Origin of the sequence: Vibrio sp. S457-15 (genome assembly GCF_000960545.1) — a bacterium.
In the GTDB taxonomy this organism is placed as follows: domain Bacteria; phylum Pseudomonadota; class Gammaproteobacteria; order Enterobacterales; family Vibrionaceae; genus Vibrio; species Vibrio parahaemolyticus.
This window is the reverse complement of the sequence record NZ_JYOQ01000121.1, coordinates 14,600-31,302: the sequence shown is the minus strand read 5'-3', so window position 1 is coordinate 31,302 and position 16,703 is coordinate 14,600. Positions and strand designations below refer to the sequence as shown.

At 46.0% G+C, this 16,703-nt stretch carries 12 protein-coding genes; 7 read left to right on the top strand and 5 right to left on the bottom strand.

The genetic code is table 11. The features are described from left to right. Positions 1 to 63: 63 nt before the first annotated feature. The 4 genes from UF05_RS11230 to deoD all read right to left on the bottom strand — a co-directional run bounded on the left by UF05_RS11230 (position 64) and on the right by deoD (position 5,527). A complete protein-coding gene (locus UF05_RS11230; RefSeq protein ID WP_005478159.1) occupies positions 64 to 1,647 on the bottom strand; it encodes a GGDEF domain-containing protein in 1,584 nt (527 codons plus the stop codon). Continuing rightward, positions 1,631 to 3,115, bottom strand: coding sequence for a hypothetical protein (locus UF05_RS11225; RefSeq protein WP_025550874.1), 1,485 nt, complete (start codon positions 3,113 to 3,115; stop codon positions 1,631 to 1,633). The genes UF05_RS11230 and UF05_RS11225 overlap by 17 nt, the downstream gene beginning before the upstream one ends. A gap of 163 nt (positions 3,116 to 3,278) precedes the next feature. Then, positions 3,279 to 4,748, bottom strand: coding sequence for a transposase (locus tag UF05_RS11220; protein WP_005462928.1), 1,470 nt, complete (start codon positions 4,746 to 4,748; stop codon positions 3,279 to 3,281). A gap of 68 nt (positions 4,749 to 4,816) precedes the next feature. After that, positions 4,817 to 5,527, bottom strand: a complete 711-nt coding sequence (gene deoD / locus UF05_RS11215; RefSeq protein WP_005462930.1) for a purine-nucleoside phosphorylase — start codon at positions 5,525 to 5,527, stop codon at positions 4,817 to 4,819. Positions 5,528 to 5,925: 398 nt separating this feature from the next. Between deoD and UF05_RS11210 the strand changes: the two genes are divergently transcribed. From UF05_RS11210 to UF05_RS11195, 4 genes are read left to right on the top strand one after another with little or no spacing between them, the layout of a single operon-like run. After that, complete coding sequence (locus tag UF05_RS11210) at positions 5,926 to 6,876, top strand: YbgA family protein (RefSeq protein ID WP_015313567.1); 951 nt, start codon at positions 5,926 to 5,928, stop codon at positions 6,874 to 6,876. Then, positions 6,866 to 7,678, top strand: coding sequence for a MerR family transcriptional regulator (locus UF05_RS11205; protein ID WP_025793762.1), 813 nt, complete (start codon positions 6,866 to 6,868; stop codon positions 7,676 to 7,678). The genes UF05_RS11210 and UF05_RS11205 overlap by 11 nt, the downstream gene beginning before the upstream one ends. A gap of 9 nt (positions 7,679 to 7,687) precedes the next feature. After that, positions 7,688 to 9,103, top strand: a complete 1,416-nt coding sequence (gene phrB, locus UF05_RS11200) for a deoxyribodipyrimidine photo-lyase (protein ID WP_045545517.1) — start codon at positions 7,688 to 7,690, stop codon at positions 9,101 to 9,103. Between the two features lie 6 nt (positions 9,104 to 9,109). Then, positions 9,110 to 10,036, top strand: a complete 927-nt coding sequence (locus UF05_RS11195; protein WP_025535247.1) for a L,D-transpeptidase family protein — start codon at positions 9,110 to 9,112, stop codon at positions 10,034 to 10,036. A gap of 26 nt (positions 10,037 to 10,062) precedes the next feature. Here the strand turns inward: UF05_RS11195 and UF05_RS11190 are convergent, their stop codons facing one another. Further along, entirely contained in the window at positions 10,063 to 10,317 is a 255-nt protein-coding gene (locus UF05_RS11190; RefSeq protein ID WP_005462467.1) for an Lpp/OprI family alanine-zipper lipoprotein, read from the bottom strand. 552 nt (positions 10,318 to 10,869) lie between these two features. On the opposite strand from UF05_RS11190, the gene UF05_RS11185 reads away from it, so the two are divergent. The 3 genes from UF05_RS11185 to UF05_RS11175 all read left to right on the top strand — a co-directional run bounded on the left by UF05_RS11185 (position 10,870) and on the right by UF05_RS11175 (position 16,701). Further along, the gene (locus tag UF05_RS11185; protein WP_020838163.1) at positions 10,870 to 12,216 is read left to right on the top strand and encodes a DEAD/DEAH box helicase; all 1,347 of its coding nucleotides are present in this window, start codon (positions 10,870 to 10,872) and stop codon (positions 12,214 to 12,216) included. A gap of 345 nt (positions 12,217 to 12,561) precedes the next feature. Then, positions 12,562 to 14,562 carry a prolyl oligopeptidase family serine peptidase gene (locus UF05_RS11180; RefSeq protein WP_045545516.1) on the top strand — a complete coding sequence of 667 codons (2,001 nt, stop codon included), beginning with the start codon at positions 12,562 to 12,564 and terminating at the stop codon, positions 14,560 to 14,562. Then, on the top strand, positions 14,563 to 16,701 hold the full coding sequence (locus UF05_RS11175) for a TonB-dependent hemoglobin/transferrin/lactoferrin family receptor (RefSeq protein ID WP_045545515.1): 2,139 nt from the start codon (positions 14,563 to 14,565) through the stop codon (positions 16,699 to 16,701). The last annotated feature ends 2 nt before the right edge of the window (positions 16,702 to 16,703 follow it).

The following is a 16,703-nucleotide window of genomic DNA, read 5'->3' as shown; positions in this document are numbered from 1 at the left end:
AATAGATTCGGGTAGGGCTGATAAAAAGCATGATAAAGCCCCAGATTTCAACTGGGGCGTGGCTTAAAGTTCGGTACAGACTTGGTTTCGGCCATTGGCTTTGGCACGATACAAGGCTTTGTCGGCGCGGTAGAAGGTGCGCTGAGTGTTTTCCCCTTCGCGATGGAGTGTAATACCGATGGAAACGGTTAGGCCGCGTTCGCCAAGAATGTCTCGCCATGCATATTTAAAAATACGCTCGCGGTAGTTTTCAGCGTGCATTTCTGCGCGTTCCAATTGGCTGTTCTCAAGAATTACAAGGAACTCTTCACCACCAAATCGCACGCACGATGCACCTTTAAATTTGAAGTAGGCTGCCAGCTCCTGTGACACACTTTTGATCGCTTTGTCGCCCACCAAATGGCTCAATTCGTCATTGATGGATTTGAAGTGATCGATGTCGATGACCATCAATGCGAATGGAGTGTCGTGCAGCAACATGTCTTTCAATTTTACCTCCAACCAGCGGCGGTTGTGCAACGAGGTAAGGGGATCGGTAAATACGTCTTGTTGTAACTGAGCTACGGTATTTTTGTGTTGTTTGGTCGTCTCTTTAAGCTCTTTATTTTCAATCTCAGACAGAATGAGTTTTAACTGTAATTCAAAGCGAGACAATCGACGCAGTTGAGCCGCGCCCAATTCGCTGATTGGGATGTGTTTTATTAAGTCTGATTCAATACGAAAAGCGCGTTTCTCACAGCTTAAAGCTTGCTGAAACTGTCCTTGTGACGCACTGACTTTGCTCATTGCGTTGTAAAAACGTTTCGCAAGAATGGGCGAAGAATGCTTTTTAATTCGCTTCCCAATGGACTCCAACAGCAAATTAGCCAACGAAGTGTGGCCAACACCATTCAAGCAATAGGCCGTTTCAATTTTGACCATGGTTGAGAGCCAATAGGTGGTCGCACTTCCTGTGGTGTACTTAATGCTGGATATGGAGAGCAGCGCTTCGGAATACTCTTCTTGCAGACGATGCAATTTAGCGCGATACAAATGCGTTTGAGCGGCGAGGTTTTTGTCGCTTACTAGGATGCTGAGCTCTTCACATTCACCCAATAATTCGCTGGCTTCGGCCACGCGTTTTAGACTGATGTAACAGGCGAGCATATACAGTTTGTAACGCAAACGAAGTGAGCGACTGCTGATGGCGTGATCAATCGCGTCGATCTTTTGGTAGTAACGTAGGGCACGGTTGTGATCGCCATAAGCATCACACAAGTTGCCCATGCCAATGATCGCTAAAACGTATTCGTCGATAAAACCGTATTCCACTGCGATGTTGGTGGAGGCGATGTACTCGGTGAGGGCAGAGTTGTAATCACCAACTTCAACTAAGCGTTCGCTTAAACTTGCTTTGACTGACAGTATATCTTCGACATCCTCAGGTAATGAGAGCAGCTCTAATGCTTGTCTAAGCTCTTCGATACTGTCACAAAGCTGTTTGATTTCGCGGCGGTATTCTGCGCTAATAATTAGGCAATGTGCTTTTTCACGGCTGGTGGACGCAATGTGTCGACCGATATGTTCCCAAAGCGTGATGGCTTCTTCCCCAGAAACAGAAGAAGGATCGATGCCTGCGTCAGTGACTTTGCTAAGCAGTAGTTCCATTCTTCATTACCTCAATATAGCTTTCTTCCAACTGCTCTAAAGTAAATGGGAAAGTCAGGATGTCTTGTAAATACAATGTCGGTTTTGGCCCTTTGAGGCCACGTCGTTCCCATGGATAAATGTCTAACATGGCATGCACGGTTCGGTAGAGCTCTTCTGCGGCTTGATCTTTTTCGGCAATCAACATAGCGAGTCGATCGCTAGATAGGCGTGAAATGAGATCGCTTGGTGTCGTTAATGAGTGAACCAGTTCAGTGCACGCATCGAGAAACGCAGGATTGGAGTGGCGAATCATGATCACGGCATGGTTAGAGCGTTTAAGCTCAGTCTTAAATAGAACCAGTTGTTCCCACCAGTACGTTTCAGAAACGACGTTAGAAAACTGCTTTTCGGGATCGTATTCATGTTGAGAGCGAATACGATTGATGAGCTTGCGAGCACGTTGTTCTAGCTGGCGTTTTGAGCCGCGCGCTTTATCCATGCTGACACGATTGGTCTGCTCTTTGAGCATTTTCAGTGCATGTTTTCGGTATTTTTTAAACGCATTAAATGCCGCTTCGAAATCGCCTTGCTCTTCAGCAACGCGAGATTGCTGAAAACAGATCTGACTTAGCAGTTCGCCGTTATCGAAATTAAGCGCGGATTCTTCTGCGGCAAGCAACAACTCGGCTGCGCTGTCCGTGTTTTTACGCAGTAGCTCTAGTCTTGCTCGACTGATGAAAGAGTGTGCTTTCATCCATGTTAGATCGTGCTCAATGGCCAGCTTGTGCGCTTTTTGGGTTGCTTCTTCCGCAGCGTCTAGGCGTTCTAAGCCAAGGAGTGCCAAGCCTTTAAAGTCCCAAATTTCGGCTTGCCAAGTGCTGTCTTCATGGTCTTTGAGCACTTCTGTTGCGCCATCAAGTACCGTTAGCATCTCAATAAAGTTGTTGAGGAGGTAGTAGTCCCAAGCAAGCAGAATGCGAGCTTTACCTTCTAACCATGCAATTCGGACGTTGTTTGCCACTTTAACTGCAAGCTCATGAGTCGATGCGGCAAGTTTGTGTTCGTTGGTGATGCGCCAAACATTGCCAAGACCAATCAGGGATTCAATCTGAATCTCAATATCATCGACCAAAGCCGATTGCTCCAAGGCATTAATCCAATATTGCTGCGCCGAGTAATATTTGGCTTGTCCCCAGTATTGAAGGGCGAAGATATGCAGAATTTCTGGAAGGTGATCGTCAGTGTCTAGTTGGATTTGCTTATTGTAGGCGTCTTTGATGAATTTCAGCCCTTGGCGATATTCCATCAAACACCAACAACTGTGCGCCATGATGAGTAACGCTTTGATTTCTCCGTCAATAAACAGTATTTGTTCCGCGCGAATGCGGCACTGCTCGGCGAGGCGAAGAGTGCGTTCAGGGTGCGTTTTCACTTGCCCTTTGAGTGAGTTAAGCTCGTCTTCTAGCTGAATTTGGGTTTTATCCAACGTTCACATCCATGACTATCGAACTGGAATTTACACCTAAATAATAAGTGGTTAGATGCGTACTTCATTACGAGTGCAGCATGAAAGCCACATCATAAAATATCAGGTGCCGTAATGTATACCGTCACTGCCCCTAATTACCACATCTAAATGAGTTAAATAGTTACGATAGGAGCTGCTTAATGGTTAGAGGTGCGTCAGTGACTTCTAGCCTTTGTGCGGCAGTAAGACCTTGTTTGTCCTGATAGCACAAATTATGCCAAGCTCTGAATATATCTAAAAGAGGTAAAATTCCGGCAGGTCGCAATTTGCGACGTGGCTCGTTAATGAAACTTTCGAACAACAGCTGGAAGCGATTTTGATAGAACTGCACATGGCGAGTTGTTGCCACGTTAAACCACTTTTCTGGTTCATTTTTATCGCCAGCAAGGTAGCAAATGCCTTTGTGGCTTTCGCCTTGACTGGAGATCGCCCAGCGATCGCGCCACCAACTCATGTAGGCAATATCCACTTTGCCAAACGGAGCGGTCATGTCCCAGCCAGCGTCTTCTTCTACATACATCAGATCGACGTTTTTCTCTTGAATACGAGACAAACAAACGCTCAACGCTGCGGAGCGGAGCAGGGGATCTTGTGGCATGTAAATCGAAACCCGCTTGTTAGGGCAACACATATCAAGTACATGCAAATAGTGCGCGTACGAGGTGTAAGGAGGACGAACTAACGCGCCTTTCGATGGGTAATGAAATACCGATAAGTTACCGAGTGGATCTTCGACGTTACCACGAGCCAAAATCGTTTGGTATTTTTGGTCAATACGCTCTCTAAGGTGATTAGAAGGTTCCGCTGGTGGCTCACTTGCTTCCGCTGTGTACTCTTGAGAGACAAAACGAGAAACTTCGTCGTACGGGTTGTGATCCAGCGTCGCGATAGGTTCTTCATCCGAAGAGTAGTTCACGTGTTGGCAAAGAATGTAGCCCGAGTGCGCTTCACCAGACACAATCCAGTACACTCCATTATTGCTGTGTGGCTGCAAGGCAATGTAGCTGGAAGCCAACTCGTAGTGACTGGCGTGATTAACCCAACGAGCATCAATGGTCGCGAGCTTACGACGACAACGACTGGCGATGTGGTCAACGTGATCATAAAACGTTTTTGGGTTGATGCTGAGTTTGCGGCAAATTTCGCGCACGGAATAACCGGTGAACAAAAGGCCCATCAGGTTTTCTTGAAACTGCAGCTTTTTATTGGCGCCAGACCATTTATCGACAAAAGTGCTTTGGCACGCTTTACAACGGTAACGTTGACGATCGCCACTGTAACCGAATGCGTGATAGAGGTGTTTATGAGTGTGGACAGAGAGTCCGAAGTTGTCACACGCGTCGTTGCGACAAGCAGGTAACCCGTCACTGTGGACGTGTCGGAGGCGATGAAGCTCGTTCACGACATCGCGGTTGTTAAGTAAGGGGGGGAAAGCTCCACATTCACGGCATACCATCGCCGGACGCTTAGGGTTCGCATGTTGCAGAACGTAACGCTTTGCATCACTCAATCCAAAGTTGTCACACGCCAATGTTTTACAAAAGTTGAGTTGTAACCCATCTGCGTCTTTTGGCAGTTCGCCGTTAGACACAATCGCCCCCTCGGGATAATTCGGGCAGCCAGTCAGGCACTGGCTGCAAATTATTACTTAATAACTTCTTAGATGTTGATTGCTGTTTCAAGAGCAACTTTCATCATGTCGTTGAACGACTTTTGGCGCTCTTCTGAGCTTAGTTTTTCGCCACGGATGATGTGGTCAGAAACCGTTAGGATAGTTAGAGCTTTCGCGCCTAGGTCTGCAGCTACGCCGTAGATACCTGCCGCTTCCATGTCTACACCTAGGATGCCTAGTTTTTCCATCTTCTCGAAGATGTCTGCTTCTGGTGTGTAGAACAGGTCTGCAGAGAATACGTTACCTACTTTCACTGGCACTTCTTGAGCGCGAGCTTGCTTAACCGCTTCTTCTAGAAGGCTGAAGTCAGCGATTGCAGCGAAATCGTGGTTGTTGAAACGGATACGGTTAACTTTTGAGTCTGTAGAAGCACCCATACCGATAACAACGTCCATTAGGTTAACGTCGTCACGTACCGCACCACAGCTACCTACACGGATAACGTTTTTCACGCCGTATTCAGCGATTAGCTCGTGTACGTAGATACAGCATGAAGGGATACCCATACCGTGACCCATTACAGACACTTTTTTACCTTTGTAAGTGCCAGTAAAGCCGAACATGTTGCGAACGTCACAAACTTGCTTCACATCTTCAAGGAAAGTTTCTGCAATGTATTTAGCACGCAAAGGGTCGCCTGGCATTAGAACTGTTTCAGCGAAATCACCTGGTTGTGCGTTGATGTGTGGGGTTGCCATAAGTGCTCTCCAAAGTTTTGTTCTGATAAAACGCATCTATTATAGGATGCTATTACCAATTCTGTTGAACTTGTTCGTTTTCGTTGAGGCAATAATATCGGGACGTACAGTGATCCCTTGAGAGGTTAGTCACAAAAACCACCCTTTTCGAAACTAACCAAGCTATTGATAACTAAATCTGTTGAAAGCAAAAAGGCAATCGATTTGCTTTTGAGCGATTTGTTGATTGCGCACACAAAATAGTCAAAGAAAAAGATAAATATTTTTTAAATCGAGCTGATCGAAATCGCGGAGGAGTAAGTAAAACGATTAAATTGTACAACTAATTTTCTTGTACAATTTAGGGTGGCTTGCTATAAGTTATACAACTAAACTTTTTGTATAGGGATGACGTTGCTATGGAATCTTCAATCAAAGTAGGTATCAGTTCTTGCGTGTTAGGTGAACGCGTGCGTTTCGATTCTGGTCATAAAGTCAGTAACTTTGTGACTAAAGAGCTTAGCAATTATTTTGACTTTGTTTCTGTATGCCCAGAGGTGGGGGTAGGCATGCCGGTGCCACGCCCGACGATTCGTTTAATCAGTAATGAAGAACGCATCGCGTTGGTTGAAACGAAAAATCCCGACAATGATCACACAGATAACATGCTGACTTACTCCGCAAATAAAGTGGACGAGCTTCAAAATGAGCAATTGTGTGGTTACATCGTTTGTGCCAAATCGCCAACATGCGGTATGGAACGAGTAAAAGTGTATAGCAAAAACAACGCTGCAAAAGAAGGGGTTGGTCTTTACACGAAAACGTTGATGGAAAAAATGCCGTGGTTACCTGTCGAAGAAGATGGACGCTTAAATGATCCCGTTCTTAAAGAGAACTTCATTACTCGCATTTACTGTCTCAACGATTTTTATGAATCGATGGCAGGTGAGCCGACACGCGGTAAGATCATCGATTTCCATTCTCGTTATAAGCTAACGCTTATGGCGCATCATCCAGAGTCGTATCGATCTTTGGGGCGCTTAGTCGCAGATGTTGCCAGCTATGAGATTGACGAGTTTTACCGAGAATACCGATTAGGTCTGATGACGGCGCTATCGAACCGTGCCAGTCGCAAAAACAACACGAATGTGTTGATGCATCTTCAAGGGTATTTCAAACGCTCTCTAAACAAAGATGAAAAAGAAGAACTCGCGACCGTGATTCAAGACTATCGTACTGGCACGCTGCCATTGCTCGCGCCACTAACATTAATTAAACACTATCTAAATGCTTATCCAGATGAATATCTGCAAAAACAGAAGTTTTTAGAGCCACACCCGCAGGAGATGAGATTACGCTATGGTTTGTAGTTCAGAAGAAAAACTATACGCAATTCGAGATGTTGCAGAGATTACGGGCGTTAAGCCTGTGACGCTGAGAGCGTGGCAAAGACGCTATAACCTAATCCAACCGCAAAGAACGGAAAAAGGGCATCGCTTATATTGCCAGCAAGATCTCGATACGATTCGTGAAATTCAAGGTTGGTTATCCAAAGGCATTGCGATCGGCAAAGTGAAAGGATTGCTCGGCCAATCGGATGTAGAAATCAGTGCAGAAAACCATTCGCTTGAAGAAGTGGAAACCGTACTGTCTGCGTTGTCGCAACTCAATCGTGGCAAAACGGAAAGCGTCCTTTCATCGGTATTGAAAGAGTACCCGCTCAACTTAGTCGTAGATCAGTTTATCAATCCTGTGTTCGAAGCATTGGATTTGGTTAAGGGCTCGCTGCGCTCGTTGCAGATGGGATTGTTCCAAACCTGTTTAATCACGCGTTTGGCATTGGTGATCGATTCTGAAAACAAAGCATCTACTAAGGGGAAATGCCTGTTGATCAGCTTTGAACAAAGTCGAGATGCGGAAAGCTGGATTCAGGCGGCGAAGTTGTGTGAGCAAGGTTACCACATCACCTTAATCGACAAGGTGGACGACGTTTCTGGCTTGGTGGATCACGACGTGATTGAACGCTACCAGCGTGTTTATGTGTTCTCGAATAAAGCGCTACCTGCCAAGCAAGTGGAAGCATTCAAAGCGCTGTTAGCGCGTTATCCTGAGCAAGTGCAGTGTTCGGAAGTTATTGAGAAACTTCATCTTGCACAGACACAGATTCAGTAAGGAGACCACATGATTCTGGTTTGGTTTAGGCGTGATTTACGCACGTTAGACCACACGGCGTTAAAGGCGGCACTTGATACAGGACAACCTGTTGTTGCTTGTTTTATTGCAACGCCAGAACAGTGGCAAGAGCACCACATGGCGCCGATGCAGGCGGATTTAATCGCTAGGCGTCTTGAGCATGTTCATCAAGAGCTCACAGAGCTAAACATTCCTCTTCTGTATAAAGAAGTTCCGCGTTTTAACGACTGTACACAAGTCATTTGCGATTGGGCGGATAAGCTCAACGCAACAGCGGTAATGGTCAACATCAATTATGAAGCGAATGAAGTTGAGTTGGATAGAAAGGTATCTCAAACACTGGATAATCGTGGGGTAGAGTTTCACGCCTTTCACGACAAATGCGTTCATGCGCCAACGACCGTACTCAACAAGCAAGGAGAGTATTTCAAAGTATTTACGCCATTCAAACGAGCATGGTTGCAAAAGTTTTCCTTGCCAACGGTATCCAAGCCTCAGAGACAAAATGAACTGCCTAGTGAGCAGTTAGAAGCGGTAAAACAAGACGGTTTTGATGCCGATTTTACGTTCTCTTATCCGAGGGAATCGAGCGAAGCTTGGTGTGCATCGACCAACGACATTCTCAAGCAGTTGAGGACGTTTGCACGCGAGCGTAGTGATGGTTACCAGATGAAGCGAGATTTCCCCGCTATCGATGGTACGAGTCAGCTCTCGCCTTATCTTGCCATCGGAGCATTGTCGCCAAGACAGTGCATCGCGAGGTTGTATGCTGAGAATCCACAACCAGATTTGTCAGAAGGCAAAGCAACGTGGCTGAGCGAGATCATTTGGCGTGAGTTCTACCAGCACTTATTGGTGTTTGAACCTAAACTTGTCAAAGGTCGTGGATTCATCGACTGGGAAGATAAAATTCAATGGTCTTACGATGAGCAAGCTTTTGAATGTTGGAAAACGGGGACGACTGGATATCCAATTGTTGATGCGGCAATGCGTCAGCTCAATCAAACTGGCTGGATGCACAACCGACTTCGTATGATTGTCGCAAGCTTTCTTACCAAGGATTTACATATCGACTGGCGCTGGGGCGAAGAATACTTTATGAGCAAGCTCGTCGACGGCGACTTTGCGGCAAATAATGGTGGGTGGCAGTGGTCGGCATCGACTGGCTGTGATGGCCAACCATACTTCCGTATCTTCAATCCAATAAGCCAAGGTGAGAAGTTTGATTCCGACGGTCAGTTCGTGCGTCATTGGGTTCCAGAAATTAAGAGTGTGCCGAATAAGTTCGTCCATAAACCATGGACTTGGGAGGGATTTTCTTTACTGGAATATCACAAGCCGATGGTTGATCACAAGGTTGAAAGAGAGATAACCTTACGGCTCTTTAAAAGTGCCAAGGAATAGAGTGAAATGCTTAGCAAAAAGCGATCAATGAGTTTTGCAAAACGAACCCTGTTATCTGTCTCGTTATCATTAGTGAGTGGATTGTCATTCGCCAAAATGTACGAGTTACCAGAGGACGGCAGCCGTTTGATTGGTCGCATTGAAAACCACGTCGTGCAAGAAGGCGAGACCATGGCAAACATCGCCAAGCATTACGACGTGGGCATGCTAGCGTTGATGGCAGCGAACAAAGGCGTTGATCCATTTCTTCCTCAAGAAGGGCGCGTGCTTACTATTCCATCTCAACTTATTCTTCCTGAAGTTCCTCACCAAGGCATCGTGATTAACTTGGCAGAGCTGCGTTTGTACTACTTCCCAGAGGGCGAAGATGTGGTGCATGTTTTCCCTGTTGGTATTGGCCGAATTGGTCGAGATACACCAGTGATGACAACCAGCATCAGCCAAAAACGTCCGAACCCAACATGGACGCCACCTGCGTCTATTCGTGCAGAATACAGAGCGAAAGGGGTGGATTTACCTGCGGTTGTGCCAGCAGGCCCCGACAACCCACTTGGGTTGTTTGCACTTCGTCTAGCTTACGGAAATGGTGAGTACCTTATTCACGGTACCAACAAAGATTTCGGCATCGGAATGCGCGTGAGTGCTGGTTGCATTCGTATGGACCCAAGTGATATCGAATGGTTGTTCGACAAAGTTCGTCGTGGTGAAAAAGTAAACATCATCAATCAGCCAGTGAAAGTGTCACTAGAGCCGGATCGTAGTGTGTTTGTGGAAGCGCATGAACCGTTAACTCGCAGCAATGGCGAGAAAGATCATTTACAAGTTCCGAAAGAATTGGGCTGGTGGCTAAATGAATTTGGATTGACGAATGTGAAAGCGAAAGCCGTTATTGCCGCTCAGAATGGGGTTCCAGTAGAAATAACCGCGCCTTAACGGGCGTTAAAGCGCGGAACAACATCTTACTTAGTGTAAGACTGAGCGATGTTATCGATACGCTCGTTAGCACGTGCTGCTTCTTCTTGAGCAGCCATTGCTGCGTCACCTGATTTTTGAACGTCAGATTGAAGAGATTGTACGTCTTGGCTTAGTTGGCTAACTTGGTTGCTTAGTTCATCTAGTTTAGCTGCGTTTGCTGTTGCTGCGTCATCAGATGAAGCACAACCTGCTAGTAGAAGTACTGAAGTTGCTGCAGCTGCGATCAACGTTTTGTTCATATAAGAACTCCTTGCTTATAGTGAAAGTCTCGCCCTATAACTCTTTTTTTATACAGTAGCGAGGTTAAATGTGGTTACATTTTATCAGTACATGATGTAGCAAAAGTCAAAAAAATCCAAGAATTTCATGGAGTACCTGACGTTAACTTTTACCTGAGCCTAACAAAAGTAATTACTCATCCTTTCGATTGCTCCCACAACAGTCCACATAGCAGGTATTTTTGCCACGTTCCTGATATCAATAATTTAGACGATATTGACACAAATGAAAGTTTCTACCCCTAAATAACTGCAATCGGCTCAGTTCTGCGAAGTGAATTCGACACTTTTATGGGCGCGTTTTTTCTCGAATTCTAGCCAAGGTTTTCGCCAGTTACAGACGACGCTTCTTCTTCACTGGGCTGCAAATGATGTTTTGTTTTCATCCGTGGGAATTAGTTTGTGTGATCTCTATCTATACTCCTATGATTTGCGGTATTATACCGAGCTTTATTTTTTTGCTGCGTTAGAGCGGAAACGACATTACAGAGCGCTCAGACGCTGACTGATTTATTGGAGAATACTTTGCAATTTAAAGATCTAGGCCTAGACAACCGATTGTTGAAGAACCTAAAACACTACGATTTTAAAAAACCGACTGACATTCAAAAACAGGCTATTCCTGTTGCGATTGCAGGCAAGGATTTATTGGCATCTTCGAAAACGGGTTCGGGTAAGACTTTGGCGTTTGTATTGCCAATGCTTCACAAGTCACTGAAGACAAAATCGTTTTCAGCGAAAGATCCTCGTGCTGTGATTCTGGCTCCAACGCGTGAGTTGGCTAAACAAGTGTATGGCGAACTTCGCTCTATGCTGGCTGGTCTATCTTACGATGCAGCGTTGATTCTTGGTGGTGAAAACTTTAACGATCAAGTCAAAGCACTGCGTCGTTACCCGAAATTCATCGTGGCAACACCAGGACGTTTGGCTGACCACCTAGAGCACCGCTCTCTGTACCTTGACGGTTTGGAAACGCTGATTCTTGATGAAGCAGACCGTATGTTGGATTTGGGCTTTGCGCCTGAGCTACGTCGTATCCATAACGCGGCGAAACACCGTCGTCGTCAAACGTTGATGTTCTCAGCAACGTTGGACCACGCAGAAGTGAACGATATTGCTTCTGAAATGCTCAATGCGCCAAAACGTATCGCAGTTGGCGTATCTAACGAAGAACACAAAGATATCACGCAAAAATTCTACTTGTGTGATCACCTTGATCACAAAGAAGCGATTCTGGAACGCGTACTTTCTGAAGCGGAATACCGTCAAGTGATCATCTTTACGGCAACGCGTGACGATACCGAACGTCTAACCGCGAAGTTGAACGAGAAAAAACTGAAGGCCGTTGCTCTGAGTGGTAACTTGAACCAGACGCAACGTAACACCATCATGAGCCAGTTTGAGCGTGCGGTGTTTAAGATTCTGGTAACGACTGATGTCGCTTCTCGTGGATTGGATATTGCGACAGTGACTCACGTCATCAACTTCGATATGCCAAAGCATACAGAAGAATACGTGCACCGCGTTGGTCGTACTGGCCGTGCGGGTAACAAAGGTGATGCGATTTCTCTGGTTGGTCCAAAAGACTGGGATAGCTTCAAGCGTATCGAAACTTACCTACAGCAAGATCTTGCATTCTCAGTGTTTGAAGATTTGAAAGGTAAATTTAAAGGTCTGAAACCACCTAAGAAAGATTTCCGTAATAAGAAAGCGACGACGAAAAAATCGCGTCCTCAAGCGAAGAAAGTGGCGAAGCAACCAGCTAAACGCGACAAGAGCTTCTACAAAAACGTATCGGTGGGTGATGACGTGTTCATCCCTAAGAAAAAGCCTGCGGCACCAAGCTCTGAAGAGTCATGATTGCCTCAGTTCTAAACTGATTCTGATGTTTACAAAATCCGAGTGTCTGCACTCGGATTTTTTATGCCCGTCACTTAGCCAACCCTTGTCTTTTCTTACTAACTGTTTCTCCCAATTCTTACTAACCGTTTCTCCCAATGCTTATATTTGTCTGACTTCATATAAACAGCACAGATTGCTAATTTAGCAAGATGTTGATTGTGTTTACACTGGTTAAAGCAAACGTTTTTTCAAGCAGGTTAGATAAAAATATTATTTAATTATGAAAATGATAATTGATCTCATTTTTATTTAAGGGCAGAATACGCGGATTCCATTAATCCTATAAATGAATTCGCTCTCTATATGAAATTTACTCATGTTTTTTTAGGGCTCATAGTTACCTCTGGTTTTGGCGCTACTGCCGCTGATGATTTTAACTGGCTGCGAGATGACGCTCGTAAAGATGAGCGAGTTCTTACCTACTTGACGCAGCAAAACCGCAAGACCGAACAGTATCAAAAAAGTTATCAGGCACTGACACAAGATCTGCTGGCACAGTGGGAAACCATGGTGGCAGACAAAGGCGAGCAGCCATGGTCGATTGTGAATGGACGAGAGTGGACGTTAACGCGTCGTGACGGTCGCTACGTGTTGTTATCACGTGCGAGTCAGCATGCACCAGAAAACGCGGTGTTTGATTTCGCTGAGCGACAATCGGCGCATCAATACTATCAACTTGGTCAGTGGCATGTGAGTGGCGATAAACTGCTTTTCACTGAGGATATCGACGGCAGCGAGCAATATCGAGCCGTGGTCGTTGATTTACTCTCAGGCCAATCTTCGGAACTGGCAACACACGTCGATAGTGGTGCACTGTTATCACAAAATGGAAAAATGGCGTACCTTGTAGCAAAGGACAAGCGTACCCAGCGACCTCATCAGATCCTACGTATTTCCACGGAGTCTTTGGCTAAAACAGTAGTATGGAAGGAGTATAAATCAGATTGGTTACTCTCTTTTTATCGCGCGGCAGACACCCGTTACGCTGTGCTGCAAAGCAACAACGAGTCAACAACAGAGCAGAAGCTTGTCGATCTAGAAACGGGCACCGTCACCGACTCATTGCGAGTGCCAGAAGTGGGCGTGGAATATTACGCAGATGTCGCGAAAGGGCATGTTTACCTCAACAGTAATCTTGAAGGAAAGTTCGCTCTTTACCAAGCCGAACTCACGCCGCTTAGCGCAACATGGCAACGCTTTACCAACCCTAGTGAGCCGCTTGAGCAGTTCTACCTTTATGATGCAGGAGTTGTGGCACTTAGTAAGCCAAACAATGTGTCGACGTTGACGGTGTATTCTTATCAAGGTCAGGAAAAAGTGATACTGCCATTGGAACACGATGGCAATGTCGCTTGGTTGAGCACGTTAGGCGATTTTGAGTCAAACAAGATTCGTATCCGAAGCATGTCGATGACCACGCCTCCTCAATGGGAAGAGTTTGATGTAAAAACGCTGACTAAATCTTTGTACTCTCAAGATGCTTACCAAGATTTTGATAGCCAACATTATGTTTCAAAACGAATTTTCATTAAGCACGATGGTGTTTCTGTTCCCGTTTCTTTAGCGTATCGCAAAGACAAATTACACGCACAATCACCCGTGATGATTTATGGCTATGGCGCATACGGTTTTACGATGAAACCGTACTTTATGCCTCAAGTCATAAGCTTGCTCGACCAAGGCGTGATTTACGCTATCGCCCATGTTCGTGGCGGTGGGTACTTTGGCGATGAGTGGCATGAGCAAGGACGTGGTGTGCGCAAAGCCAATTCTATTGGCGACTTTGTCGCAGCCGCTAAGACGATGAAAACGTTTGAACGCGGTAATAGAGAGGTTTTCGCCATTGGTTCTAGTGCTGGTGGCACGTTGGTCGCGGGAGCGGTTAATCGAGATCCTAAGTTGTTTTCAGGTGTCGTGCTTAAAGTACCTTTTGTTGATGTGGTAGCCAGCATGTCGGATACCTCACTTCCGCTGACCACACAGCAGTATGGCGAATGGGGTAACCCAACCAAATCTGAGCAACTGGCACTAATGAAGGCGTACGATCCAATTCTCAACATTCACAAAGACGCTTACCCACCGATGCTGGTTCAAGTCGGTTTGATCGACCAGCGCGTGCCTTACTGGGAAGGTGCCAAGTATCTCGCCAAGGTTTCTGAGCTAAGTGAGCACACCGGGCCTTACTTGTTACAGACCGATTTTAACTCGGGTCATCAAATGGACCCACGACAAGCGCAAGAACAACAAGCAAAAGAATACGCCTTTCTTTTATCACTGATTAATACATCTAAAGCGGAGCAGTAAATGAAGCTTACCCCAGTGTCAGCGGCAGTACTTTCGGTACTAGCTGCCAGCCAAGTGCACGCCAAATCTGACGTTTTCTCTATGGAAGAGGTTGTGGTGACGGCGAATCGGATTGAACAACCTGTGTCTGAAGTAGCAGGCAGCGTTGCGGTTGTTTCCAGCGAAGAGATTGAACAAAAGGGCGAAACAGAGCTTTATGATGCGCTGCGTCACGAGCCTGGGGTAAGTGTGTCAGGTGGCGCTGGTCGTCCACAAAACATCACAATTCGGGGCATGACGGGTAACCGCATTATGATCATTCGTGACGGCATTCGCTCTGCAGACGGTTTTGGTGCGAATGACAACAATGACAAAGTGGGCCGCGATACGTTCGATCTATCTAATCTTGAATCATTAGAAGTAGTGAAAGGGGCAAGCTCCTCAGTCTTGGGCTCTGGTGCCATTGGTGGCGCTGTGATTTTAAAATCCAAACAGCCGGGCGAGTTTTTAGAAGATCGTGACTTTTATGTTGACGCCACGGGCACTTATACAGGGATCAGCAATAAATACAAAGGCGCGAGCAATTTGGCATTTCGTTCTGGCGATACGGAAAGCTTGGTCAACGCGGCTTATTGGCAAGGTGAAGAGACGCGTAACTTCAGCCAAGATTTGTACAACCGCGATTTGGATGGTTACAGCGCGTCATACGCCATCAATCATTTCTTCAATGATGAGTTGATGATCAAAGCGCGTGCCGAACTCTATCGACAAGAGCAGCAACGCCTTGAAGGTTCGTCATCCATACAAAAAGATGGCAAGTGGCCTATCGAAGACTTTGCAGAAGATGAATCGACAGAAGAATACAGTGCATATTTAGGTGCCGAGCTAACGCCGCTTGATCCAACATGGTTTGAAGAGTTGGATACCAAAGTTTATTGGCGTCATACCGAAGTGATCACAGACACCAATCGCTTAATGAACTCTACCGACGCCAATGGTCTGTTGATCAAGCGCCGCGAACTTGAGCACAAAACATTTACCGATAGCGCCGTCGGTTTGAGAGCGGATTTCAAACAGACGCTTCACGCCTCATCGGCTGAGCACAAGTTAGCGTATGGCGTTGAGATAGCATCAGATTATTACCAACGTGAAGATAATCAGAAAGTCCTCGATTGGACGGGCTCCAACGCATCGCAAAAACAACCCTTTGCCGCTGCACGTGCTTACAACATTGGGCTTTATTTCCGTGACATGATTGAGCTGGAGAAATGGACATTGACTGGCGGTTTGCGTTTCGATGCGCACCGACTTTCACCTGATGGCCAGAATGATATCGGTGGATATCCATTGAAAGATATCGACAGTTCTGAAATTTCACCAAGTTTGTCGATTTCTCGTGAAGTGTTCGAAAACAACCGCGTTTACCTCTCTTACGATCACGGCTATCGAGCGCCAGAATACGATAAAGCGTATGGCTTCGTAAGCCATGACTTTGTGCCGCTGACGCCTTTTGTTATTGCACCAAATATGGATCTAGAGGCTGAAACTTCGGACTCGTTTGAAATCGGCAACAAATTCGATAATGGCCGAGCGCAACTTTACGTTTCTGCGTTTTACAACAAGTTCCAAAACTTCATTGATGTTGTTACCACGGGTCAAGATAACTTCGGTAACTACGTCAAGCAATACCAAAACTTACACGGCGTTGAAACCTACGGCGCGGAGCTTTCTGCTGCGTATGCTTTCACATCGTCTTGGAAGCTAAGTACCAAGCTTGGTTATGTGGACGGAAAGGACGCTGAGGGCGAATACGTTCGTAGCATCACGCCTTTTGAGGGCAATGTTGGGCTGAACTACCAGCAACAAGACTTTAATGCGTTCGCGACGTGGAATTGGGCTGGTTCGATGGATCGTGTGCCGAGTTGCCAAACGTCGCTTGGACAAAAGACTGAATGCGCACAAACAGAGGCATGGAACACGCTCGATTTGGGGGCAAGTTACCAAATCAACAAAGATTTTCGTTTGAGTGCGACCATCATCAACCTATTCGACAAAGAATACATTCGTTACCAAGACGTTGCTGGCATAGCAGATGAGAGCAAACGTTACTCAACGGAACCTGGTCGTTACTTTACGGTTAACGCGAAGTACATCTTTTAGTA

Coding starts and splice junctions, on each gene's coding strand:
- UF05_RS11210 (WP_015313567.1), top strand. CDS start 5,926: ATGGAATCTTCAATCAAAGTAGGTATCAGTTCTTGCGTGTTAGGTGAA.
- UF05_RS11205 (WP_025793762.1), top strand. CDS start 6,866: ATGGTTTGTAGTTCAGAAGAAAAACTATACGCAATTCGAGATGTTGCA.
- deoD (WP_005462930.1), bottom strand. CDS start 5,527: ATGGCAACCCCACACATCAACGCACAACCAGGTGATTTCGCTGAAACA.
- UF05_RS11180 (WP_045545516.1), top strand. CDS start 12,562: ATGAAATTTACTCATGTTTTTTTAGGGCTCATAGTTACCTCTGGTTTT.
- UF05_RS11230 (WP_005478159.1), bottom strand. CDS start 1,647: ATGGAACTACTGCTTAGCAAAGTCACTGACGCAGGCATCGATCCTTCT.
- UF05_RS11195 (WP_025535247.1), top strand. CDS start 9,110: ATGCTTAGCAAAAAGCGATCAATGAGTTTTGCAAAACGAACCCTGTTA.
- phrB (WP_045545517.1), top strand. CDS start 7,688: ATGATTCTGGTTTGGTTTAGGCGTGATTTACGCACGTTAGACCACACG.
- UF05_RS11175 (WP_045545515.1), top strand. CDS start 14,563: ATGAAGCTTACCCCAGTGTCAGCGGCAGTACTTTCGGTACTAGCTGCC.
- UF05_RS11190 (WP_005462467.1), bottom strand. CDS start 10,317: ATGAACAAAACGTTGATCGCAGCTGCAGCAACTTCAGTACTTCTACTA.